Annotated in this window: 23 protein-coding genes; 9 read left to right on the top strand and 14 right to left on the bottom strand. The window is 52.9% G+C overall.

Annotation, left to right across the window (positions count from 1 at the left end):
• Window positions 1–30: 30 nt before the first annotated feature.
• The 6 genes from flgG (at window position 31) to flgL (ending at window position 6,779) form a co-directional block, all read left to right on the top strand.
• Window positions 31–813, top strand: coding sequence for a flagellar basal-body rod protein FlgG (gene flgG, locus MOY_RS06495; protein WP_009097828.1), 783 nt, complete (start codon window positions 31–33; stop codon window positions 811–813).
• Window positions 814–849: 36 nt separating this feature from the next.
• Window positions 850–1,539, top strand: coding sequence for a flagellar basal body L-ring protein FlgH (locus MOY_RS06490; RefSeq protein ID WP_035540252.1), 690 nt, complete (start codon window positions 850–852; stop codon window positions 1,537–1,539).
• A gap of 31 nt (window positions 1,540–1,570) precedes the next feature.
• The gene (locus MOY_RS06485; protein WP_009097824.1) at window positions 1,571–2,707 is read left to right on the top strand and encodes a flagellar basal body P-ring protein FlgI; all 1,137 of its coding nucleotides are present in this window, start codon (window positions 1,571–1,573) and stop codon (window positions 2,705–2,707) included.
• Complete coding sequence (gene flgJ, locus MOY_RS06480; protein ID WP_009097822.1) at window positions 2,707–3,744, top strand: flagellar assembly peptidoglycan hydrolase FlgJ; 1,038 nt, start codon at window positions 2,707–2,709, stop codon at window positions 3,742–3,744. Before MOY_RS06485 ends, flgJ begins: the two co-directional genes overlap by 1 nt.
• Before the next feature lie 67 nt (window positions 3,745–3,811).
• Window positions 3,812–5,470 carry a flagellar hook-associated protein FlgK gene (flgK, locus tag MOY_RS06475; protein WP_009097820.1) on the top strand — a complete coding sequence of 553 codons (1,659 nt, stop codon included), beginning with the start codon at window positions 3,812–3,814 and terminating at the stop codon, window positions 5,468–5,470.
• 19 nt (window positions 5,471–5,489) lie between these two features.
• The gene (flgL, locus tag MOY_RS06470) at window positions 5,490–6,779 is read left to right on the top strand and encodes a flagellar hook-associated protein FlgL (RefSeq protein ID WP_009097817.1); all 1,290 of its coding nucleotides are present in this window, start codon (window positions 5,490–5,492) and stop codon (window positions 6,777–6,779) included.
• A gap of 50 nt (window positions 6,780–6,829) precedes the next feature.
• Here the strand turns inward: flgL and fliR are convergent, their stop codons facing one another.
• The 13 genes from fliR to fliF form a co-directional block, all read right to left on the bottom strand.
• Window positions 6,830–7,621 carry a flagellar biosynthetic protein FliR gene (gene fliR / locus MOY_RS06465; protein ID WP_009097815.1) on the bottom strand — a complete coding sequence of 264 codons (792 nt, stop codon included), beginning with the start codon at window positions 7,619–7,621 and terminating at the stop codon, window positions 6,830–6,832.
• A gap of 5 nt (window positions 7,622–7,626) precedes the next feature.
• Window positions 7,627–7,896: a flagellar biosynthesis protein FliQ gene (fliQ, locus tag MOY_RS06460; RefSeq protein WP_009097813.1), complete on the bottom strand. Its 270-nt coding sequence runs from the start codon at window positions 7,894–7,896 to the stop codon at window positions 7,627–7,629.
• A gap of 29 nt (window positions 7,897–7,925) precedes the next feature.
• Complete coding sequence (gene fliP, locus MOY_RS06455) at window positions 7,926–8,630, bottom strand: flagellar type III secretion system pore protein FliP (protein ID WP_443134859.1); 705 nt, start codon at window positions 8,628–8,630, stop codon at window positions 7,926–7,928.
• A 74-nt stretch (window positions 8,631–8,704) separates the two neighbouring features.
• A complete protein-coding gene (fliO, locus tag MOY_RS16675; protein ID WP_009097810.1) occupies window positions 8,705–9,157 on the bottom strand; it encodes a flagellar biosynthetic protein FliO in 453 nt (150 codons plus the stop codon).
• Entirely contained in the window at window positions 9,154–9,732 is a 579-nt protein-coding gene (gene fliN, locus MOY_RS06445; protein WP_009097808.1) for a flagellar motor switch protein FliN, read from the bottom strand. The genes fliO and fliN overlap by 4 nt, the downstream gene beginning before the upstream one ends.
• Window positions 9,729–10,784, bottom strand: coding sequence for a flagellar motor switch protein FliM (gene fliM, locus MOY_RS06440; protein WP_009097805.1), 1,056 nt, complete (start codon window positions 10,782–10,784; stop codon window positions 9,729–9,731). The genes fliN and fliM overlap by 4 nt, the downstream gene beginning before the upstream one ends.
• A gap of 21 nt (window positions 10,785–10,805) precedes the next feature.
• Complete coding sequence (gene fliL / locus MOY_RS06435; protein ID WP_009097803.1) at window positions 10,806–11,279, bottom strand: flagellar basal body-associated protein FliL; 474 nt, start codon at window positions 11,277–11,279, stop codon at window positions 10,806–10,808.
• Between the two features lie 160 nt (window positions 11,280–11,439).
• Window positions 11,440–12,765: a flagellar hook-length control protein FliK gene (locus MOY_RS16670; RefSeq protein ID WP_082429672.1), complete on the bottom strand. Its 1,326-nt coding sequence runs from the start codon at window positions 12,763–12,765 to the stop codon at window positions 11,440–11,442.
• Complete coding sequence (fliJ, locus tag MOY_RS06425; protein ID WP_009097799.1) at window positions 12,695–13,147, bottom strand: flagellar export protein FliJ; 453 nt, start codon at window positions 13,145–13,147, stop codon at window positions 12,695–12,697. The genes MOY_RS16670 and fliJ overlap by 71 nt, the downstream gene beginning before the upstream one ends.
• A 2-nt stretch (window positions 13,148–13,149) precedes the next feature.
• Window positions 13,150–14,538 carry a flagellar protein export ATPase FliI gene (gene fliI / locus MOY_RS06420; RefSeq protein ID WP_009097797.1) on the bottom strand — a complete coding sequence of 463 codons (1,389 nt, stop codon included), beginning with the start codon at window positions 14,536–14,538 and terminating at the stop codon, window positions 13,150–13,152.
• 8 nt (window positions 14,539–14,546) lie between these two features.
• Window positions 14,547–15,314: a flagellar assembly protein FliH gene (fliH, locus tag MOY_RS06415; RefSeq protein WP_009097795.1), complete on the bottom strand. Its 768-nt coding sequence runs from the start codon at window positions 15,312–15,314 to the stop codon at window positions 14,547–14,549.
• Window positions 15,307–16,314, bottom strand: a complete 1,008-nt coding sequence (gene fliG, locus MOY_RS06410) for a flagellar motor switch protein FliG (RefSeq protein WP_009097794.1) — start codon at window positions 16,312–16,314, stop codon at window positions 15,307–15,309. The genes fliH and fliG overlap by 8 nt, the downstream gene beginning before the upstream one ends.
• Entirely contained in the window at window positions 16,307–18,064 is a 1,758-nt protein-coding gene (gene fliF / locus MOY_RS06405) for a flagellar basal-body MS-ring/collar protein FliF (RefSeq protein ID WP_009097792.1), read from the bottom strand. Before fliF ends, fliG begins: the two co-directional genes overlap by 8 nt.
• A 256-nt stretch (window positions 18,065–18,320) precedes the next feature.
• Here fliF and fliE point away from each other — a divergent pair, with 256 nt between their 5' ends.
• Window positions 18,321–18,647 (top strand): flagellar hook-basal body complex protein FliE, encoded by a 327-nt coding sequence (gene fliE / locus MOY_RS06400; RefSeq protein WP_009097791.1) that lies wholly within the window; start codon window positions 18,321–18,323, stop codon window positions 18,645–18,647.
• A 131-nt stretch (window positions 18,648–18,778) separates the two neighbouring features.
• On the opposite strand, the gene MOY_RS06395 is transcribed toward fliE, so the two are convergent.
• Entirely contained in the window at window positions 18,779–19,138 is a 360-nt protein-coding gene (locus MOY_RS06395) for a flagellar protein FlaG (RefSeq protein WP_009097788.1), read from the bottom strand.
• A 307-nt stretch (window positions 19,139–19,445) separates the two neighbouring features.
• On the opposite strand from MOY_RS06395, the gene MOY_RS06390 reads away from it, so the two are divergent.
• Window positions 19,446–21,137 carry an HD domain-containing phosphohydrolase gene (locus MOY_RS06390; RefSeq protein ID WP_009097786.1) on the top strand — a complete coding sequence of 564 codons (1,692 nt, stop codon included), beginning with the start codon at window positions 19,446–19,448 and terminating at the stop codon, window positions 21,135–21,137.
• A gap of 217 nt (window positions 21,138–21,354) precedes the next feature.
• Window positions 21,355–21,771, top strand: a complete 417-nt coding sequence (gene fliS, locus MOY_RS06385; protein ID WP_009097785.1) for a flagellar export chaperone FliS — start codon at window positions 21,355–21,357, stop codon at window positions 21,769–21,771.
• The last annotated feature ends 7 nt before the right edge of the window (window positions 21,772–21,778 follow it).

Here is a 21,778-nt window from a genome sequence, read left to right as displayed (position 1 = left end):
TTAACGCCTCTCAGTTAAGGGAACACGAATATGATTTCGTCCTTGTGGACCGCTAAGACGGGGCTTGAGTCTCAGCAAACCAAACTCGATGTTATTTCGAATAACTTGGCCAACGTAAGCACTAACGGGTTCAAGCGTTCGCGCCCTGTTTTTGAAGATCTTTTGTACCAAAATATGCGTCAACCGGGTGCCCAGAATAACATTCAGGATCGGCTGCCTTCTGGCATGCAAGTGGGTACTGGTGTGCGTGCTGTGGCCACTGAACGCTTACATACCCAGGGTGGGTTGGAAGAGACTGGTAACTCCCGTGACTTGGCCATCAACGGCGATGGTTTTTTTCAGGTTTTACTACCTGACGGCACGGTGGGTTATACCCGTGATGGTAGTTTTCAGCTCAATGAAAATGGTCAGATGGTGACGGCAAATGGCTATCCGTTAGAGCCAGCCATTTTTATACCTGAAAACGCTTTATCTGTGACTATCGGTGAAGATGGAACAGTGAGCGTTCGTCAGCCGGGCATTGCACAAGATGCAGATATTGGCCAAATCAACGTTGCTTCGTTTATTAACCCTGCGGGCCTGGAAAGCATTGGTGGCAACCTTTATTTAGAAACCGGCGCGTCTGGTGCCCCTAACCAAGATGTACCCGGCAATAACGGTGCCGGTAGGCTATTTCAGGGCTACGTAGAGACGTCCAACGTCAACGTGGTGGAAGAAATGGTGAGTATGATTCAGACCCAGCGCGCCTATGAAATTAATAGCCGGGCTGTCTCCACCAGTGATGAAATGTTGGCGCGCTTAAGCCAGCTCTAAAACGTTAATAAACAGGGCTTTTAAACAGGGCGCACCATGCTGGAGCTGCACGCTATGTCTCGCCGAATAACGCTGATGGGTTTGGCGTTTTTTATCGTACTCGTTGCTGGGTGCGCGCAAATTCCTCGCGCTTCCGTGGTTGGTGAACAAGAGCAAATTACGATTGTTGATCGTCCCCCGCCGGTTGCCAATGGTTCCATTTATCAAGTGCGCCGGGGCTATCAACCGCTGTTTGAAGATCGCCGCCCACGCTCTATCGGTGACATTCTGACTATCGTGTTGGATGAAGAAGTCAGCGCGAGCAAAAGTTCCCAGTCGAACGCCAATCGCAGTGGTTCAGCAGGGCTGGATATAGGGCAAATCCCAGATATTATCGACTTCCTTGAAGATTATGGGTTTGACGTCTCCTCGGACAGTAGCTTTTCAGGTGGCGGTGGCTCCCAGGCGACCAACTCCTTTACTGGAACGATTACTGTCTCCGTACTGGAAGTGATGAATAACGGTAACTTGCGCGTGCGTGGCGAAAAGCAAATTGCGATCAACCAGGGAACAGAATTCATTCGTTTCTCGGGCGTGGTCAACCCCCGGACGATTACCGCACAAAATACCGTGCCATCAACACAGGTAGCGGATGCGCGAATTGAGTATGTGGGCGATGGTTACATCAACGAAGCGCAGCATATGGGCTGGTTGCAGCGCTTCTTCTTAAATGTGTCGCCATTCTAGGCGCAATCAAGGCCGACAATAGAGGCTTAAAATGGCTATGCAGCAACGTAAAGAACAGGCATTGAAACGGTGGGGGCTACGCTTAGTAACGCTGTTGGTGCTAAGCATTATCACTTCTTCCGCGTCTGCAGAGCGCGTGCGAGAATTAGCAGGGTTTGCGGGCGTGCGCGATAACCAGCTGGTGGGCTATGGCTTAGTGGTGGGACTTGATAGCACCGGTGACCAAACCACTCAGGCGCCTTTTACTAGCCAAAGTCTGACCAACATGTTGTCGCAGCTAGGCGTCACCGTACCGCCGGGAACTAATCTTCAACTACGTAACGTAGCGGCGGTAATGGTCACGGCAGACCTGCCCCCCTTTTCTCGCCCTGGCCAGCGCCTGGATGTGGTGGTGTCGTCTATTGCAAACGCCCGCAGCCTTCGCGGTGGCACTCTGTTAATGACCCCTTTAAAAGGGGCTGATGGCGATACCTATGCCATTGCCCAGGGCAATATGCTGGTAGGTGGTGCCGGCGCTCAGGCAGGTGGAAGCAGCGTACAGGTCAATCAGCAAGCATCAGGACGGATCCCTAACGGTGCCCTGGTAGAGCGAGAAGTTGCACTTAATTTAGGTGCTAATGGCGGGCGCCTTGAGCTGCAATTGAATGATTCAGATTTTGGAACGGCACAGCGTGTGGTGACGGCGATTAATAACGAGTTTGGGCAAACGGTTGCCTATGCACTTAATGGCCGGGTGATCGCGCTGGACGGCCCCATGGATGAAAACGCGCGAGTTAACTTTATGGCGCGGGTAGAAAATGTCCAAGTAACGCCGATGGATGCGCCAGCGCGTGTGGTGCTTAATGCGCGTACAGGCTCAGTAGTTATGAATAGCGCGGTCACGTTGCGCCAAGCAGCCGTTGCTCATGGCAATCTCTCTATTATGATTAACACGCAGTTTGGTGTTAGCCAGCCAGCGCCTTTTGGCGGAGGCGAAACGGTGGTCGTGCCTGATACGGATATAGAGATTGAACAGCAAGAGGCCTTTCTACAGATTGTTGAAGGCGCGCAGCTTAACGAAGTGGTCAATGCGCTTAATGCACTGGGTGCGACCCCTCAGGATTTAATGTCTATTTTAGAAGCGCTCAAAGCCTCAGGCTCGCTGCGTGCTGAGCTGGAGGTCATCTGATGAGCATGAACAATATCTCCAGTCAGTTTGCGCTTGATATGAATGGCTTTCAACGCCTGCAGCACAATGCGCGCATTGACCCAGAAGGCGGTGTGCATGGCGCGGCCCAGCAGTTTGAAGCGCTATTTGTGCAAATGATGATGAAAAGCATGCGCGATGCGGTGCCTTCCTCGGACTTGTTCAATAGCACGACGACGGATACCTACCAGCAGATGCTGGATCAGCAGTGGTCGCAAGTGGTCTCATCTAGAGGAATGGGATTGGCGGATATGCTGGTGGAACAGCTACAGCGACAAGGTGCTGTTGGCAGATCTGCAAATGAGGCGGACCAAGAAATTCAGGCGCTGATTGCTGGCATTCCCCGGGGAACGCCACGCGTTTTAGAGGGCGCTTTGCAGCCGTCAGGTGAAAGTGAAACTGGCGGGCGCTTCCTGTCCGAGCTTGAAGCCATCCAGCAGCGCTCCTCTCCTGATGCTCGCGCTGACACAAATGTAGGCACGGGCGGTTCAAAACAGGCCATAGAATTATCTGCCTTCTCTAACGCGCCTGAGCATGTGCAGAGGTTTATGACAAAACTTGCAGCACCTGCTCAGGCTGCGAGCCAAGAAAGCGGCGTGCCCGCTGAGCTGATTTTAGCCCAGGCAGCCCTAGAAACAGGCTGGGGGCGCCATGAGATTGCTACCCGACAAGGCAGCAATAGCCATAACTTATTCGGTATCAAAGCAGGCAGTCACTGGCAGGGTAAAACCACCGATGTGGTGACCCATGAGTACATTAATGGCCGCCGCACGCAGATAGTAGATACGTTCCGCGTATATGATTCGTTCGAACACGCATTTACCGACTACGCCAACCTGATCGGCAATAACCCGCGTTATGCTGGTGTTGTGCAGGCTGGCAGTGCCGAGCAGGCCGCGCGCGAGCTTCAGCAGGGCGGCTATGCGACAGACCCTCGCTATGCGGATAAGCTAGTGGCCATCATGAATACGATGGGGCCGCTGGATCAAGGTCGTAACCTTTTGGCAGACGTACGTTAACGCTATTGGCCACTCAAGTTTTTTTGCTCACTGCCGATAATTAATCATCGGCCTAAGGAAGTGAACCATGAGCATGTTTTCAGTAGGGCTAAGCGGTCTTAATGCTGCACAAAGTGCCCTGAACACGACCAGTAATAATATCAGCAACGTTTATACGCCTGGCTATAACCGGGAAGTGACTAAGCTGGGCGAAGGTTTTGCGTCAACGGGCGGCGTTCAGGTCAATGCAATTGAGCGTCAGTTCAACCAGTACGTAGCTGCTCAGCTGAATAGTGCTAAAACCCAGTCAAGCGCACTTAGCACTTACTACAATCAGGTATCGCAAATTGATAACCTGCTGGCTGACCGAGAAGCAGGCCTTGCGCCACTAATGCAGAACTTCTTCTCTTCGCTTGAAGACCTGGCAAGCGCACCTTCTGATCCTGCCGCCCGCCAGGGCGTGCTAGGTACGGCCAACACATTAAGTGCCCAGTTCCGCTCTTTTGATGGCTACCTGCAGGACATGCAGAGCAACATCAATAATCAGATTAAAGATGAAGTTACCCAGATTAATAACACCACTGAGCAAATAGCGGGCTTGAATCGGGAGATTGCGCTAGCACGGGCGCGCACAGGCGAGGCCCCTAACAGTCTGCTTAACCAGCGCGATCAGCTGGTTTCCGAGCTGAACGAGCGAATGGATCTTCGGCTAAATATTCAGGATGGTAAAACCTATAATATCAGCCTGCCCAATGGCCAGCCATTGGTGACCGGAACCGACTCTTTCAAGTTAGAGGCTGTGGAGTCGCCCAGTGACCCTCAGCGCATTGTAGTAGGTTATAGAGACGGTGGTGGCAACCTATCAGCACTGAATGAAAATGTGATTTCAGGCGGTGCGTTAGGCGGGCTGATGTCCTTCCGCTCAGAAACGCTGGATAAAACGCAGAACCAAATTGGCCAGCTGGCAGTGTCGCTCTCCGTGGCGTTTAACGAGCAGCATAAGCAGGGAGTAGATCTTAACGGTGAGCAGGGCGAGGACTTCTTTAATGTTCGTCCACCCCAGGCATATAGCCATGAAAATAACGTCAATTCTAACGTAGTGCCTTCCGTTGCCTTTGATGCGGAGACGATCGATAAATTACGCGCCACAGACTATACCGTGCGTATTGTAGGTGGTGAGCCTATTGTTACTCGTAATGATAATGGGGCTGAACTAAACAGCTCTGATCCTAACAGCGCCAGCTACGTTGATCTCGCAAACTGGGCCGATGGAGAGATTACGTTTGGCGGTGTGACTGTCACGTTTGATCCAGCAAAACTTCCCCAAGCTGGTGACCGCTTTGAGATTCAGCCCGTCCGTCGTGCCGGTGAAGGTATGGAAGCGAATATAAGCGACTTGGATAAAATCGCGGCGGGGGAAGAAGCTTTTGCTGGCGATAACCGAAATGCCCTAGCGCTTCAGAACTTACAGTCGCAATCAATCGTGGGCGGCAACGCTTCTGTTAGCGGTGCTTATGGCGCGATGGTGAGCGATGTGGGTAATCGCACTAACATTACTCAGGTCAACTTAGATGCCCGCCAGGGGCTGACCGATCAGTTGCGGGCTGTGCAGCAGTCGGAGTCTGGCGTTAATCTCGATGAGGAAGCGGCTAACCTGATTCGCTTCCAGCAGTTTTATCAAGCGAATGCTCGTGTTATTGACACCGCTTCCAACATTTTCGATACGATTTTAGGCTTGCGTAGCTAACGTTTAGGAGTACCGCGACATGCGAATTAGTACCGTCACCATGTTTGAGCAGAGTACCGCGTCTCTTAACCGTCAGCAGGGCGATTTTTTAAAAGTCAGCCAGCAGATTGCTAGCGGCAGGCGAGTCGTTAACCCCTCGGATGACCCGCAGGCGGCCTCGCGCGCAGTGGGTGTTGACCAAGCCAAAGCGGTCACCCAACAGTATGCGGATTCGCGGGTATCTGCCCGTAACTCGCTTGCTCAAACAGAAAGTATTTTAAACAGCGTTAGCGATGCGGTGACTAGTGCTAAAACACTGTTAATTCAGGCATCAAGCGATACCTTGAGTGATGTCGACCGCCAGTCTATCGCGAGCGAGCTCAAGGGCATTTATGAAACGATGATCGGCCAAGCTAACGCGACCGATGGCAACGGCCGCTATCTGTTTGGTGGTTACGCAGACAACGCTCCGCCCTTCGTTAAAGATGCCGATGGTAATGTGCAATATAAGGGTGACAGTAACGCCCGGGAACAGCGCGTGGACGCTTCGCGGCTAATGCCCGTTACGGAAAACGGTAAGTCTATTTTCCAAAGCGTGCCCAGCGGGGCAGGTTACATTGCTGAAGCGGTTAAAACGAATGTAGCCGATGGTGAAAGCGTCAGAAATGCAGGCAGCGTGACGTTTAGCGGGCCGCAGGTTACCGATGTTACTGACGATGACTATGGTGAAAGTTATCGTGTTGTGTTTGCTGACAATCCTGATCTAGCTTCAGAGAATGACTTTATTTATCAGGTTCAGCGTTTTGAAAGCGGTGCTTGGCTTACTGACGACGATGACTTGGTTGCAACGGGTGAATATACAGGTGAGGGTCAGCAGCTATCCTTTGGTGGCATCTCTATTTCGCTGCAGGGTCAACCTGAAGAGGGCGATGAAATTCTCGTCGCGCGCTCAGGCAGCGAGCAGCGCGAGCCAGATCTCTTCCGTACCATGGAAGAGGCGATTCGCGTCCTAGAAAATCCCGCTGATAACGATACTAAAAAAGCCGATTTACGCAACACTCTCAACACGTCGATGCGCGATTTAGACAATGCGTTAGATAACGTGCTGACGGTACGCGCTTCAGCAGGCGCACGCCTGAACGAGCTGGATGTGATTGACGCCGTTGGCGGCAACCGGATGCTGAACTATGAGCAGACGCTGTCGGACTTGGTTGATCTTGATTACGCCTCGGCGATTTCTGAGTACAGTCTGCGCCAAATTGGCCTGCAGGCTTCTCAAAAAGCCTTTGTGGATATAAAAGGCATGTCGCTGTTTGACTTCATGCGCTAGGCTAAGCGCATGAAAACTAAACCCCCTGTGCCATGAGGTGCAGGGGGTTTTTAGCTTAATGGCGCCATGGTTTCGATAAGGCTCTGCATAAATGCTAGCCCCTGGCTGAAGAGGCCTTGTAGGAAACGTCCAATGTCGGTCATCAGCACCATTAGTAGCGTTAGCCCGACGGTGAGAGAAGTGGGAAAGCCGATATTAAACACGGTCAACTGGGGTGCTGAGCGGTTAAGAATACCCAGCGAGAGGCTGATGATAAGCAGCGAGCCGGCAAGCGGTAAGGCGAGCAGCATGCCGGATGCGAAAATGGTGCCTGCATAGCGAGCCAATAGCTCAAAGGCATTGGGGTTCAGCGTGCCGATGCCAATTGGCAGGGTTTGGAAACTCATTACCAGGGTTTCTAACACCATCAAGTGGCCGTTAAGCGCCACAAACATCAGCAACGTAATCATATATAGAATGCGCGATAACACCATAATGTTGGTGCCACTTGAGAGGTCAAAAAAGCTCGCAAATGCTAGCCCCATCTGTAAACCGATAAATTCCCCGGCAGCCTGCACAACCGCAAAAATAATGTGCATCACCAAGCCGATGGCGATGCCAATCAATATTTGCTCCACCATAATGCCTACCCCCGCCCAAGACATCAGGGGAACTGCTGGCATAGCCGGTAAAAGAGGAGCGATTACCACCGCAACCAACGCCGCTAGCACTACCTTCACTTGGTTGGGTATGCTTGAATGCCCCCAAAGGGGAGAAGCTGCCATAAAGGCGGTTATTCGTGCGAATGGCCAAAGAAAGGCCACTAACCAGCCCTGTAGCTGCGCAAAAGTGACTTCAACCATACGGTTTACATCACCATGCTAGGAATGCTGGTGAATAAGCGGTGGGTGAAATCGGTGATTAACCCAAGTAGCCACGGCCCTGCGATGACCAGTACAGCAAAAACGGCCAATACCTTAGGGATAAACGTCAGTGTCATTTCGTTGATTTGTGTAGCGGCCTGAAACAAGCTGATCAGCAGGCCCGTAAAGAGGGCTGCCAGTAGCATCGGGCCTGCAAGAAACAGGGTCACGCGCATGCCCTGGTAAGCGATGCTCATTACCATTTCCGGGGTCATGGTTTGCTCCTAGTCGCCCGTTGCGACAATTAAATCATGTAAAAGCTTTCAGCTAACGAGCCAATAATTAGCTGCCAGCCGTCTACAAGGATGAACAGCATCAGTTTGAAGGGTAACGAAATAGTAATGGGAGGTACCATCATCATCCCTAGTGCCATTAAGGTGCTCGCAACGACAAGGTCAATAATTAAAAATGGGATAAAAATGGTGAAGCCAATCTGAAACGCGGTTTTCAGTTCACTGGTAACAAAAGCGGGTAGTAAGACGCGCATGGGCAGTTCTTCAGGTCCTTGCATGGGGCCGACGTCGGCTAAGCGCACGAACAGTGCCAAATCTGGCTCGCGGGTTTGTGCGAGCATAAATTCGCGAAAAGGCCCTTGGGCAAGAAGCAAAAACTCTTCAAAATCAATTGTTTCTTCTGTGAGAGGCACCCATGCGGTGTCATACACTTGGGCGATGACGGGGGACATAATAAAAAATGTTAAGAAAAGGGCGATGCCTAGTAGCACTTGATTAGGCGGTGTTGCCTGCGTACCCATTGCTGTTCTCAGCAAGCTAAGCACAATGATGATGCGCGTAAAGCTAGTCATCATTAGTAGCATCGCTGGCAGAAACGCCAGCGAGCTTAAAAATAGCAGCGTTTGTAGTGATAGCGACCACTGCTGACCGCCATCTTCCAATGGTTGCGATACTAACCCTGGTAGCTGTTGCGCATGAGCAGGGAAAGCCAGCATTAAGCAGCCGGCAATGACAGCGCTAAAAAGCCACCAGCGGAGCTGGTAAGGCCAGGAGAGGTGCATCACATATCTCATGGTGTTTTCGTTGGGTCAGAAGAGGGAGGGGCTTCACTGCCTCGTTTGTCACGGTAGCTTGCTAGTGCCTGAGCTAGGCGGTGTGAAAAGCGTGCCGGTGGTTCAGGCGAGGTGGGAAGAGGACGGTCGTTAGGAGCATCACGCTCATGTAACTTGGTAATTCGGCCTCCGCTAACGCCTAGCACTAGCCACGTATCTTCGATTTCGACCACAACGATGCGCTCGCGACTGCCAACTGCGGTATTGCCCACAATGCGTAAGTGGGCGCCTTGATGATGACGTCCCGTTTGCCAGCGCTTTAACAGCGCGGTACATAGCAAAATAATCGCTATTACGAGCGCTAGCGCTGCTGCCGTTTTGCCTAGAACCGCCATCCCTATTAAGGCATCACCGCTGCCGCTAAGGGCATCAATGGACGTGTTCTGTGTGGAAGAGGTAGCGACGCTCATCGATTTAGTTTGTGGATGCGCTCAGAGGGGGTGATGATCTCTGTAATACGAATGCCATACTTATCTTCGACGACGACGACTTCGCCTTGAGCAATCAAGTAGCCATTGATCAAGATATCCATTGGTTCGCCAGCTAACCCTTCAAGTTCAATGACCGACCCTTGAGCAAGCTCAAGCAGTTGTTTAATCGTAAGCTTGGTGCGGCCCAGCTCTACGGTAAGCTTAACCGGAATATCCATGATCATTTCAAGATCACGGGATTGAGCGCTGCCACTTTCCGGGCCGAGCGGACGAAACACTTCGTCACTTGCTGATTTTGCTACGGGTGCTGGGGTCTTGTGCTCAGGCTCCTCGGCTTGGGTTTGCTCTTCTGCCTCTTGCTCTGCCATCGCAGCCGCCCAAGGATCCTCTTCGCTGCTAGTGGCGCTTGCCTCTTCTTGTTCCGCCATCGCAGCGGACCATAGATCGTCTTCACCGGTATTATCGGCGTTGGCAGTAGGTTCTTCTTGCTCAGACATGGCGTCCGCCCAATCGTCGTTAGAAATTTTTGGATCGGGTTTGTTAGGATCAGTCATGCTTTTGGTTCCTTGGCTTTCTGTCGCGTTGAACCTTTAATAAAGTCCTTGGACGACACGTTATTCAATGCGGCATGGTCGATCATATGCAGGACACGTAAAGCGCGCTGCTGAAGCTGGCTGCCATACTCACACTCCATGACAGGCACTCCATCCACACTAGCGGTGATGGTTTGTGGAATGTCCATGGGCAGTACGTCGCCTTTTTTCAGCCCCATCACATGGGCAATACGGCTTGGTATTTGAGCAAACTCTGCCACTAGCTCGACCTCAGAATGGCGCAGTTCGCTGGCCATACGCCGCGACCATGTACCGTCGTGGTCATGGTTACTGTCGTTAATAGGATTGACCAGCAAGTCACGCAGCGGCTCAATCATCGCGTAGGGCATGCATATTTGGAAGTTGCTGGAAAGGTTGCCAACCTCGATATTGAACTTTGTGTTGACCACAATCTCATTAGGCGAGTTAGTGATATTGGCAAACTTTGACTGCACTTCAGAGCGTAAAAAATGTGCCTCGATAGGGTAAACCACTTTCCACGCTTCTTGATAGGCTTCAAGCGCGAGGTTCAGAAGCCGTTGAATAATGCGCTGCTCGGTATTGGTGAATTCGCGCCCATCGGATTTTGTGACAAAGCGACCGTCGCCGCCGAACAGATTATCCACCACCATAAAGACAAGATTAGGTGGAAAGACCACCAGCGCTGAGCCACGCAGCGGCTTCAGGGACACCAGGTTCAAGTTGGTGGGCACTGGCACGTTACGTGAAAAATCACTAAAGCTTTGGTAGCGAACTGATTCAACGGTGATATCGGCGCTACGGCGAATCAAGTTAAATAAACTGTTACGGAAATAGCGCGCAAAACGCTCGTTAATAAAGTCAAGCGCGTGCAAGCGTTCGCGTATGACCCTGTGCTGCGTGGCTGGGTCATAGGGGCGAATACGCGCTTCATTCTCAGAGTGGGAGGTCGAAGCCGATGGCTCGTCATCTCCGCTGACGCCCTTAAGAAGGGCATCAATTTCTTCCTGGGACAGTAGATCGTCCTGTGACATGAACGGCTCCAGTTCCCGGGGTTATTGCACAATGAATTCAGTAAATAGCACTTCTCGTAAGTCGAGAGGCGGCTGATTTTCTGTCAAAGGTACGGTGAGCCGGCTGATGATTGCCTGGGCAAGCTCTTCTTTACCTTCCGTAGAGGTAAGCTCACTAGCTTGTTTACCTGACAACAAAATCAGTAGGCGGCTACGTACTTGAGGCATGTGCTCCTCAATAATGGTCTTACTTTGCTCGTTGCCAACGAGTAACGTAATGCCCGTATAAAGAAGGCGTGAGCCGTAGCGGTCATCTGCGAGGTTGACAGTAAAAGGCTCAATGCGCGTGAAAACAGGCGTTTCGCGCTCTGCGACCCGCTGAATTTCACCACCCTCCGTAGTTCCTCGCTGGTCTAACACCATATATATCGCTGCCGCTGCGCCCGCAGACGACAGCACTACTAGAATAATCATTATCCAGAGCAGTTTTTTGGATCCGCTGCTTGTTTCTGCCATTTATTGTTCCCATGATCATGACGCATGACACTAGCCAAGCATTATGCCTAACGCAGGTGCTGATGATGAAATGAACAGACTCCTTTGGAGAGTCTATCTTTTGGTTTAGCTATCTAACCGTAGCGATGTCAGTATTTTCATACGACCACTCAGGCGTGGCTTAAGCATATAGATCGACACGTCCGTCAAGAACTAAAGGGTTACCACCCTCAAGGAGCTTAATTGCGCTGTCGCCTTCTTCTTTGCTTCCGCTGTCACCACTACTGTTGGGGGTGTTAGAGCCTTGTTGAGCAAAGGCCTGCTCGTTAGGGTTGTTATGCTCCCCTACGGATGTTTCACCAAGTGAAATCCCTTGTTCAGCCAAGGCTTCACGTAACTGTGGGATCGCTAGTTCAAGTGCTTGGCGAACTTGGGCGTGGGCTGATAAAAAATGCGCCTGTGTTCCGTGTTCGCTCACTTTAAGGGAAATAGAGAGTGGCCCTAACTCTGCCGGGTGGAGTTGCATTTTAACTTGGTGCTCTCCTCCTCGTTGTGCAAGTTGAATAAGCTGCTGGCCAAGCTGAGAAGGCCATGCGGGGCTGCTAACGGGCGTGCCGATTGACGCTGAGGTCATTAAGCTACCTGTCGCTGGCGTAAGGATGCTGGGCTGAGTTGAAATGGGTGACTCTGCTCCCCTGCCGGTGCTTGGCGTAAGCTCAGCCAGAGCGGTTGCAATGTTTGGCGCATCGCCACCCATGCGTAGCGAACTAGCATTTATATCTACAGGTAGTGCTATGTTGCTGCTTCGATAAGCAGTAAGCGACTGGCTACCTTCTGTGGTATTTGCGCTGGGCAGCAGGTTGGCCACTTGTCGGTGAAGCTCCGTGAGGGTTGTACCCTGCGGTGTGGCGTCACTAAGGGAGTTGAAAGCAGTCAGCAGCTCGGCGGCTTGGCTTTCACTAACAGCCAACTGCTGGGCAATATCTCGTACTTGGGGTGCTGACTGTAGCTCTGGCGCTACTGGTGCTTCGGAGAATGCGGCGACTAACGATAAACGTGCCGCGATCTCATCAAGAGGCGTGAGCGCTGATGCTTCGCTCAGCGAACTCTCATTAACCATTGGATGTGCTGAGTTTAAGTCGACAGCCTGGAGTCGAGTGAGTAAGTCAGCCAACGCGTCCTCATCCAATTCGATATCTAGTGACGTTAGCAGTTGAGCAAAGCTGGCTAGCGGATCTGAAGAGCTAGCCTCTGTTGGCGAGCTGGTTAACCGCTGCAGCTGGGCGCCGCTTGCCTGCGTTAATGCCTGTTGAAAAAGAGCTTGCGGCGTCCCTTTGGAGCCCAGCATCTGTGCTGGAGCGGATGAAAGGGCGCTTTGACCCTGATTCGCTGAAAGCAGCAGCTGAATATTCATAAGTAAGTTCCCCAGCGCGATGCTAGTGCGGTTTATCAGTAAGTTGGCGAGCCAGGCGGCCAGTGACAAAATCATCGCTAGCTTTTTGCTCATGGCGCTCTTGGCGGCGGTGCTCTTCTAATAACCGGCGCGAGGCTAGTGTATCGTAGGAGGAGAGCTTACGCTGCTCTTGCTGCCAATGTTGTTGGCTTTGCTGAACGCGTTTTTGCTGTGCAGCCAGTGCTTGCCTAGCGCGGCTCAGGGCGGCGTCCAGCGAAGCTAAAAATTGTTGATAGTTGTACATAGTAGCTGGGTCAATACCGTCGCGCATGGCCAGCTGTAAACGTTCGGCATACTCGGCGCGGTAGCGGTTGAGCGACTCAAGTTGGGCTTCGGTCTGCTGTTGTGTTTGGCGTTCTTCGGCCAGCAGTTTTCCTGCTTGGTCTCTGGCGTCTCGTGCTAAGCCGGTTAATATGTCGAGCTGCGAATGGCTCATGGTTAGCCTCCCACGGTGGCATGCAGCGCTTGGCGTGATGCTTCAAGCGTTGCGCATTCATCAATATTTTGTTGAAGAAAACGCTCTAGGGCTGGAAAGCGATTCACTGCTTCATCCAGTTTCGGGTCGTGGCCTGGACTATAGGCGCCTACGCTAATCAGGTCACGATTACGCTGATAACGTGAAAAAAGTTGCTTAAACGTTCGTGCAGCTTGCAGTTGCTCAGGCGTTGCAATGGCGGTCATAGCGCGGCTAATAGAGGCTTCAATATCAATGGCAGGGTAGTGACCTGCTTCAGCAAGCCCCCGTGAGAGCACGATATGACCATCCAGAATCGCCCTTGCTGAATCAGCAATAGGATCCTGTTGGTCATCACCTTCGGTGAGCACGGTATAAAAAGCGGTAATGGAGCCACCACCCCGCTCGGCATTGCCTGCTCGCTCCACTAGCCCGGGCAGTTTGGCAAACACCGAGGGTGGATAGCCCTTGGTAGCGGGCGGTTCGCCGATCGCCAGGGCAATCTCGCGTTGTGCCATGGCATAACGCGTTAATGAATCCATGATAAGCAGCACATTGCGGCCCGCATCACGGAACCCTTCTGCTAGCCGTGTTGCATAGGCCGCCCCCTGGAGGCGCTGAAGCGGCGATGTATCAGCAGGGGCTGCAACGACAACAGCGCGCCTTCTGCCTTCTGGGCCTAAAATATTATCGATGAAGTCCTGTACTTCTCGGCCACGCTCACCAATTAGCCCGACAACGATGACATCCGCTTGGGTGTAGCGCGCCATCATGCCAAGCAGAACAGATTTACCCACCCCTGAGCCTGCAAATAACCCCATCCGCTGGCCTCGGCCAACGCTTAGCAGGGCGTTGATGGCGCGGATGCCCACATCAATCGGAGCATCGATAGGCGCGCGGGAGAGTGGGTTAAGCAGCGTGGCTTGGAGTGTCGCGCGGGGAACGTCATCGATGCTTTCCCTGTCATCCAGCGGGTTGCCGTTGCCATCCAGTACACGCCCTAGGAGTTCATCACCAATCGGGAAGCGTCGTGCGCTGTGTCCACTGCCATCGCTAAGGGGTGTTACCCTAGCCCCCGGCATTAAGCCGGTGATTTCTTCTAAGGGCATAAGAAATAGCTTATCGCCTGAGAAGCCAACGACCTCAGCTTCTGCGTGCTTTTCGCTGTCGTTAAGCCTTCCGTCTGCACCGGGTAATTCAATTCGGCATGCACTGCCTACCGCTACTCGCAATCCCACTACCTCGATCACCATGCCCGTGGCGCGAATCACCCTGCCGTTAGTGCGGTAGTGGGGTAAATGACCAACACGCTGCGTGGTGCGGTTCAGCGCTTTACGCCAGCGGTAGTGGTGAGGGCAAGTGGCATCGCTCATAATAGTGCCTACAAAGAGGTCGAAGGGTCGCTGACGTGATGGCGCTTGCGAAGTTGGGCATGTACGGCCTGCCAGCGGCTTTCAAAAGTGGCGTCTAGCTCGCCCTGGGCGCTAGTGACGCGACAGCCGCCGCGGGCAAGCTGGTCATCAGGTTGGAGTTGCCAGTTAGCGGCGCTTAGTTCGCTACCTAGGTGCTCTTTTACTAACGCATGATCTTCTGGGTTAAGCCACAAGCGCTGTTGTCCAACCAGCGGTGGCTCGGTGTGCAGAAGATCGCGCACAATTGTCAGAATTTGCTCAGGGGTCTCTCGGAGAGCATTACCCGCCAGCTGCTTGCCAGTGGCGAGTGCTAGTTCGGTAAGGTCGTGGGCTATCGTTTCATCCATTCGCTCAAGGGCGTCCGAGAACTGTTTAGCGAGAGCTTGAAGCGGAGTGACGGTTTGGCGAACCTGCTGTTTAAGCGTTTCTTCGGCCTGAGCGTGGCCCTCTTGGAGGCCTTGCGCTAGCCCCTCTTGATGGCCACGTGCCAAGCCTGCCTGGTAGCCCTCTTCCTCAGCCTGTTGGCGAATACGCTCATAGAGCGCTTGACGCTCCTGCTCTTCTCGCTGTCGTGCTTGCTCCGCAGCGCGCTGTGCTGCCTCGACTTTGCGTTGTTGCGCGGAGGGAGCAGAGAAGTCGCTCTCTTGGAAGTTGGCGCTCTGCTCATTTAGCTCATCCATCTGCCAGCGCCGCCAGGTGCCATGGCGGTCAAATTCGGGGGAGTGAGTATTAGACATACTCATCATCCCCACCTGACAAGACGACCTCACCAGAATCCGCTAAACGACGAACCACCTGTAGAATGGCCTTTTGCTCCGTCTCTACCTGGGAAACCCGGATAGGGCCGCGGGCTTCCATATCTTCGCGAACCAAATCTGCAGCCCGTTGCGACATATTGCGCAGGAACTTGTCGACCAGTGCATCCTGGGCGCCTTTGAGGGCCACCACCAGGGAGTTGGTTTCGACTTCTTGCAGCACCATTTGAATTGCACGGTTGTCCAGGTCGAGTAGGTTCTCGAATAGGAACATTTCGTCGATAATTTTCTGTGCAAGGTCTTCGCTGTGCGAGCGAACGGTTTCGATGGCGACTTCTTCTTGCGAAGAGTTCATCAGGTTCAAAATTTCGGCGGCTGTTCTTACGCCGCCCATTTTGCTGCGTTTGAGGTTCTGGCCATCCAGCATGCTGGTGAGTACCTCGGTGAGCTCTTGGAGTGCCGCTGGCTGAACGCCGCTAAAGGTGGCTATGCGCAGAACCACATCGTTGCGCAGTTTCTCTTCAAACAGTTCCAGAATGTCGGCAGCCTGGTGACGGTCTAAATGAACCAGGATGGTGGCAATAATCTGCGGGTGCTCATCGCGGATAAGCTCTGACACCATGGAAGCTTCCATAAGGTTCAGTGCATCGATGCCCGAGTTGCCTCCCGTGGTTTCAAGGATATCTTCGATGAGGCTGGTGGCGCGCTCACTGCCAAGAGCCTTAGTAAGTACCGAACGAATATGCTCGCTGGAGTTGAGGTTAAGCGCCACGAACTCTTCGGACTCTTTGTGAAACGCTTCCAAAACGGCCTTCATATCCTCGTGGGAGACTTGGTGCAAGCGTGCCATTTCCGTACTGATCTCTTGAACTTCGCTGGCGCTTAGAAACTTAAACACTTCGGCGGCGCTATCTTCATCAAGGGCAAGCAAGAGGATGGCGCTTTTACGCGATCCGCTCATTTCGGCAATAGAGCTACTCATTAGCATTCATCCAACTACGGATAATCATCGCGACCATACGGGGGTCTTCCTGGGCCATTTCCCGCAGGTCGTTAAGATTGTGTTCGTACAGCGACGTTTTACGGCGACGTTTTGGCTTATTGCTATAGGTGTCATCTTCCTCAGAAGATGCTTCTTCCTCTTGATCATCATTTTCATCGCCGACGCTGGCGCTAAAGGTGCTGCCCGTGCCAGGAATGGCGGGGGCCATGACCGGTGTCTGCGTGTAGCGTTTGATCAGCGGACGAAGTATCAGCAAGTAAAGCAGCAGCGCAGCAATAGCGACAAGTAGGTAGCGCCCCAGCGTGGAGGCAAGCGAGAGCATCTCTGGCCGCTGCCACCATTCGGCTTCCTCTGTCGCCTCATCAGTACTGGCAAAGGGTGTGTTGACGACCTCGACCTGGTCGCCCCGTGCCAACGAGAAGCCCATCGCCTGTTGAACAAGACGCTCAAGCTGAGCCACTTCTTCAGGGCTTAAAGCGACTTGCTCTACTTCGCCTTCATCATTCACAGCGCGGCGAAAATTCACGACAACGGCCGCAGAGAGGCGCTGAACCTGCCCTAGGCGGTGCTGGATATGCTCAATGCTGCGATCAACTTCGTAATTAACGACGTCGTCTTGGCGTAGGTTGCGTAGCGCATTGGCCGGCAGGTCATTCTCACCCTCCTCAGCGTCTGGCTGATTGATAGGGGCAGGTGCTACGCCAGGCGGAGTGTTACTAAGCGCGCCGGGTATTCCCGTTGCTAACGGGTCTTCCCCATCATAAGAAAGACTTAATTGGCGGCTGCGCACGGCCGATTCATTAGGCGCTTGGTTAGGGCCATAACGCTCAGAGGTTTCTTCACGGCGTGAAAAATCGATTTGTGCAGCCACCTGGGCGCGCACGTTTTCGCTGCCCAAGATAGGCGAAAGAATATTCTCGATACGGCGCTGGTAGGAGCGCTCTACTTCGGTGATATACGCCAGTTGGGAACCGTCAAGGTCATTCCCCTGAGAGGTGTTGGCGGTCAATAGGCGACCGTTTTGATCGACTACCGTGACGTCCTCGGTGGACAGTTCAGGCACGCTGCTGGAGACCATGTGCACAATAGCGCTAACCTGGCCTTCACCTAAAACTCGGCCGGGTAGTAGGGTCAGAACGATGGATGCCTTGGCAGGCTCGCGGTCGCGTATAAAGACCGACGGCTTGGCCATGGAAAGGTGAACCCGCACCCGTTCCACTGGGCCAAGTGACTCAATGGAACGGGCCAATTCACCTTCTAGGCCGCGCTGGAAGTTCACCTGTTCAGCAAACTGACTAATACCGAAGGCTTGGTTATCCATAAGCTCCAGGCCAAGGTTGCCGCCGCGAGGCAGGCCTTGCTCAGCAAGCTGAAGCCTAAGCGTGTGAACATGATTGCCAGGCACTAAGAGCGCTTGGCCGCCTTCGCTAAACTGATAGGGAACGCCTCGACTATCGAGTTCGGCGATGATGCGCCCGCCGTCGGCTTCACTAAGGTTGCTGTAGAGCACGCGGTATTCAGGGCTGCTGGCCCACATGAAGAGCGCAGCGACAACAGCAATAGACGCAGCAGCAGCGACCAATAGCACTACCAGAGGGTTGCCACGCAGCTGTTTCAGCATGCGTTCAGCCGTCGGCGTGTTTTTAGTCTCACTCTCTGCCGTTCCACTGCGGGGGGCGTTTTGGGGCGTACTGTTCTGACGGCCTGCCGTAGCACCAGTTTCGCTCATGCATCCCTCCTAGAGGGCAGGCAAAACCGATGACGGCCCAGGCGCATCACCAAAGAAGGCATAGGCTATATCCGTCGATCGCGGTTATCCGCTGAAAGTAGTAAGCGGAATTATGATGAACGCCATTATCCCGAGGCGCGTCGACCATAAATGAACGAAAAGCTTGGCTTTTCGTACCTATTTGTTCGTATGAGTCTTATGCTACCAGTGATAGGCTGCAGGCATTATTTTACTTTCATGCGACTGAGGCATACGTATGAGTTCTCCCCCTATTCAGGCTGCCCTGCAGCAGATGCAGAACATGGCTTCCCAGGCGGCTCAGCCTATTAAAGGCGAGCATGTCTCTACCGCTGTTGGTCAGGGCGGTTTCGGTAGTGAGCTGCAAGCTTCCATACAGCGCATTAACCGTCTTCAGCAGAGCGCTAACGCTAAGGCAATGGCGTTTCAGGCAGGTGAGCCTAATGTTGAGTTAAATGACGTTATGGTAGATATGCAAAAGGCCAGCGTTGCGTTTCAGATGGGGTTGCAGGTGCGTAACCGGCTAGTCTCTGCCTATCGGGACGTGATGAATATGCAGGTCTAACTAGCAAGGCAAAGCTGGGGCTATGGGCGTGGTGTGTGAAAAGTAGCATGGCGAACGCTAACTGAAAGGCTAATCAGTTTTTAAAGTCTTACTGTGTACTGCTAAGCGTTCGCTTGCTAAACACGGTTATTTTACGCTTCCGCTGAGATAAGTCGGCCTTGCATTTCTTCTAGCTGTTCGGCAAGTAAAAGCACTTCTTCAGCCGGTATTTGGCGAATCACATCACCTGTATCTCGGTCGACAACCCGGGTGATGATGCGCGTGGACTGTTCGCTAACATCAAACTCAAGCCCGCGTGGTCGCATAACATCGTTAATACGCTGTATGGGGTCAACCAGCTCTTCTTTTGTGACTGTGTTGCTGGCAGGAGCTTGGCTCTCTTGTGTTGTGAGCTGGCTTAGCTTATTCACAAGCTCTTGGCGCGGCGTAAGCGTTTGCGTTGATGGAGTGGGTAGTGAAGCAGACGAGCTGTCTAATGGCAGTGGGCCCATAAGAGACGTTCCTTCAAAGGCAAGTAAGCCTAACGGCTAGGTGGCGTTGTAATATCAAAGGCTGAGGCGGCTTATTGCTTAATTGCTGAGCCTCGCTATGTTTATCGGCCGGCACATTTTAATCTTTAGAAGTTAGCGCTGGGCCTGTGGTGCTTTTTTTAGATCGACCAAGTTTTATAGATAGGTATCTGTAAAAAGAAAAATAATTAGGCTGGTGGACTCATGTGGCTTGCTGAAAGCTTCTGTTATGCTCTGCCGCTTCGGGTTGGGTGTCAAACAATAACGTGGTAGGGAAGGCGAAACGAGCATGGTCGTTCAGCAAGATGAGTATGAAAGCGTTACCAGTGCCTCAACGATAAGCGATTATTTAAATGCCATGATTGAAAGTGGTGGTGTCTCGCTCTGCTTAGCTGCGTCGGGTGCGCGCCCTGAGCCTATCGTGTTAATGGAGCAGCACTCGGGTGAAGCTCTAGTGATGGATCTCTCTTCCGTTGGTTATTTGCTAGGCCGCCTGCAGCAGGGAGAACAGTTTTTTTTACGTGGTCAGTCTCAGGGCAAGGTGTTGCGTACGCCGCTGCTTTCGTTAACCGAAACGCGACGCACCGGTGGGCGTTTTTTATGCTGTAGCGACTACCCAGTCTCAATAGATGTGCTGCAGCGGCGCGAATCGTTTCGCGCAGAGTTACGCATGGGGATGGTGGTGTCCGCAGCCGTGGTGAGCGCTGATGGTGAGAGCGTCCAAGGTGAGTTGCGCGATCTTTCCCAGGATGGTTGCCAGATAGAGCTACCCTTAACTGCGAGTGGCGTGCTTGCTGAGGCAGATGGCCCCCTTAAGCTTGCCTACACCTTTCCTGATGGTACTTATTTTGAAGTGCTGGGCGTGGCCCGCCACCAGAAAACAGACTCTGAGCGCCATATCTTGCGGGTAGGGTTTCGTTTTGCCAATTGTACGTCGGATCAAGAGCGTCAAATTTGGTACTTCGTGTGTGAAATTGAGCGTGAAGCGGCACGTTATAAGAAAGAGACGCAAGAGGATCGTCAGCCGTCGCCATTGTTTGAGCAGGCAGGTAGGCGCACCGACGGGTCAGAGCTCGTTGGGCGCCGCGATATTAAGCGTTACGCCACCCCGACGGCTCGGCGCCTTGTGAAAGTAGCGGCCTACCTCGATGCTCAATTACTGCTGCTAAAACAGGGTAGTGATATTGACTCTCGGCAGCTTTCACGCAACGCCGACCGTGTGTTAACGCTGCATGAAGAAGACCGCGAGGCCTTGCTATTTGCTTCACGCTGCTTATCCCCCGAGCCGCTCCTCGTGCGCCATGGTATTGCCGTGGCAGTGCACCTGCTGGATTTGGTGGGAAGTAACATGCCGCGCGATGTGCAAAAGGCGATTGTGGCCAGTGGTCTGATCCACGATCTAGGCAAAGCGCTTGTGCCCCAGGTGGTCTTCAAGGCGCCCAGTTTTGAAGCTACCCATCGTCAGGCCATGAGTGAGCATGTGTCCCTTTTAATGGATCGGCTACACAACTGCCAGTGGCTTTCAGCCTCCGTTGCCAAAGCGGTTATTGGGGGTATTAACGAGCGGCTTGATGGCAGTGGCTACCCAGGTGGTTTGTCGGGTAATGACATCAACGAGTTGGCTAAAGCCAGTGCAATTGTGGATGTGGTTGAGGCAATGCGCCGTGATCGGGCCGATCGTCCAGCTCGAACAGCGCAACAAATTTATCGTCATTTATTGCGTCATCCGCATCAATTTGACCCTCGTTGGATCAAGCGCTATGTCGAGCACTTCAAAACGCTTCCTGTTGGCTCGCTTGCCCACTTTTCAAGTGAGCAATTGGCCTGGATCGTGCGTCTTAATAAAGATGGGACGCCAGCGGAAGTAGTGCTGGCCGAGGGGGTTGAGCCGCCACTGCGCGATACGTTGGGAGTATCCGTGCGTGGTGATGTCTTTGAGCGGTTAGGGCGGCCTGTTAGGGAAGTGGCAGTATCCACCTGATATGAGCGTTGCTGCCATTGTCTAGCAGCAACGCTAACGCTCACCTCGTGAACATTACTTTCTAAGCGAAAGTGTGTCTGAGGGTTAAAGTCTGTGGTTGGCGCGCCGATATAACTACTATAGCTGAGCTTGAAAGCTCAAATTTTTGAATCATTAACAGCATGTATTGGCCCTATGGGTTCAGCTGTTGTGTTACCTAATGAAGGAGTGCCCGCTTATGACATACTCTCGCGGTGGCGCCGCCTACGGACGTGGTGCTAAGGCGTATGCTCGTGTCGGCGTGGAAAGCGGTGTGATGTCTGCTGACCCGCACCAGCTTATCGTAATGCTGTTTGACGGCGCCCAAGCGGCTATCCGGGCGGCACGAATTCACATGCAGGCAGGCAACACAGCCGAGAAGGGAAAGTCGATATCCAAGGCGTTGGATATTGTTAATAATGGATTAGCGGCTGCATTGGATCAGGAGCAGGGCGGTGCCATTGCTGAGCGGCTAGCTTCCTTGTACGACTATATTGCTCGCTTACTCTTAGTTGCTAACCTACGTAACGATGAAGAGAGTCTGAGTCAGGCGGAACGGTTACTGGAAGATATCGCTTCAGCTTGGCGTGAAATCGGCCAACAGCAGAGTGCATGAGGCAACT

The organism is Halomonas sp. GFAJ-1 (assembly GCF_000236625.2).
GTDB lineage: Bacteria > Pseudomonadota > Gammaproteobacteria > Pseudomonadales > Halomonadaceae > Vreelandella.
The sequence above is the reverse complement of the archived record's forward strand: the minus strand, read 5'-3'. Positions and strand labels throughout refer to the sequence as shown.

What these genes read in the sequence shown, in the direction of transcription:
- fliH (WP_009097795.1), bottom strand. Translation starts at nt 15,314, where the DNA reads ATGTCTAATACTCACTCCCCCGAATTTGACCGCCATGGCACCTGGCGG.
- fliN (WP_009097808.1), bottom strand. Translation starts at nt 9,732, where the DNA reads ATGACTGATCCTAACAAACCCGATCCAAAAATTTCTAACGACGATTGG.
- MOY_RS06390 (WP_009097786.1), top strand. Translation starts at nt 19,446, where the DNA reads ATGGTCGTTCAGCAAGATGAGTATGAAAGCGTTACCAGTGCCTCAACG.
- flgG (WP_009097828.1), top strand. Translation starts at nt 31, where the DNA reads ATGATTTCGTCCTTGTGGACCGCTAAGACGGGGCTTGAGTCTCAGCAA.
- fliE (WP_009097791.1), top strand. Translation starts at nt 18,321, where the DNA reads ATGAGTTCTCCCCCTATTCAGGCTGCCCTGCAGCAGATGCAGAACATG.
- fliI (WP_009097797.1), bottom strand. Translation starts at nt 14,538, where the DNA reads ATGAGCGATGCCACTTGCCCTCACCACTACCGCTGGCGTAAAGCGCTG.
- fliG (WP_009097794.1), bottom strand. Translation starts at nt 16,314, where the DNA reads ATGAGTAGCTCTATTGCCGAAATGAGCGGATCGCGTAAAAGCGCCATC.
- fliR (WP_009097815.1), bottom strand. Translation starts at nt 7,621, where the DNA reads ATGGTTGAAGTCACTTTTGCGCAGCTACAGGGCTGGTTAGTGGCCTTT.
- MOY_RS06490 (WP_035540252.1), top strand. Translation starts at nt 850, where the DNA reads ATGCTGGAGCTGCACGCTATGTCTCGCCGAATAACGCTGATGGGTTTG.
- MOY_RS06485 (WP_009097824.1), top strand. Translation starts at nt 1,571, where the DNA reads ATGGCTATGCAGCAACGTAAAGAACAGGCATTGAAACGGTGGGGGCTA.
- fliQ (WP_009097813.1), bottom strand. Translation starts at nt 7,896, where the DNA reads ATGACCCCGGAAATGGTAATGAGCATCGCTTACCAGGGCATGCGCGTG.
- fliJ (WP_009097799.1), bottom strand. Translation starts at nt 13,147, where the DNA reads ATGAGCCATTCGCAGCTCGACATATTAACCGGCTTAGCACGAGACGCC.
- flgL (WP_009097817.1), top strand. Translation starts at nt 5,490, where the DNA reads ATGCGAATTAGTACCGTCACCATGTTTGAGCAGAGTACCGCGTCTCTT.
- MOY_RS06395 (WP_009097788.1), bottom strand. Translation starts at nt 19,138, where the DNA reads ATGGGCCCACTGCCATTAGACAGCTCGTCTGCTTCACTACCCACTCCA.
- fliL (WP_009097803.1), bottom strand. Translation starts at nt 11,279, where the DNA reads ATGGCAGAAACAAGCAGCGGATCCAAAAAACTGCTCTGGATAATGATT.
- MOY_RS16670 (WP_082429672.1), bottom strand. Translation starts at nt 12,765, where the DNA reads ATGAGCAAAAAGCTAGCGATGATTTTGTCACTGGCCGCCTGGCTCGCC.
- fliM (WP_009097805.1), bottom strand. Translation starts at nt 10,784, where the DNA reads ATGTCACAGGACGATCTACTGTCCCAGGAAGAAATTGATGCCCTTCTT.
- fliO (WP_009097810.1), bottom strand. Translation starts at nt 9,157, where the DNA reads ATGAGCGTCGCTACCTCTTCCACACAGAACACGTCCATTGATGCCCTT.
- fliF (WP_009097792.1), bottom strand. Translation starts at nt 18,064, where the DNA reads ATGAGCGAAACTGGTGCTACGGCAGGCCGTCAGAACAGTACGCCCCAA.
- fliP (WP_443134859.1), bottom strand. Translation starts at nt 8,630, where the DNA reads ATGCTGGCTTTCCCTGCTCATGCGCAACAGCTACCAGGGTTAGTATCG.
- flgK (WP_009097820.1), top strand. Translation starts at nt 3,812, where the DNA reads ATGAGCATGTTTTCAGTAGGGCTAAGCGGTCTTAATGCTGCACAAAGT.
- flgJ (WP_009097822.1), top strand. Translation starts at nt 2,707, where the DNA reads ATGAGCATGAACAATATCTCCAGTCAGTTTGCGCTTGATATGAATGGC.
- fliS (WP_009097785.1), top strand. Translation starts at nt 21,355, where the DNA reads ATGACATACTCTCGCGGTGGCGCCGCCTACGGACGTGGTGCTAAGGCG.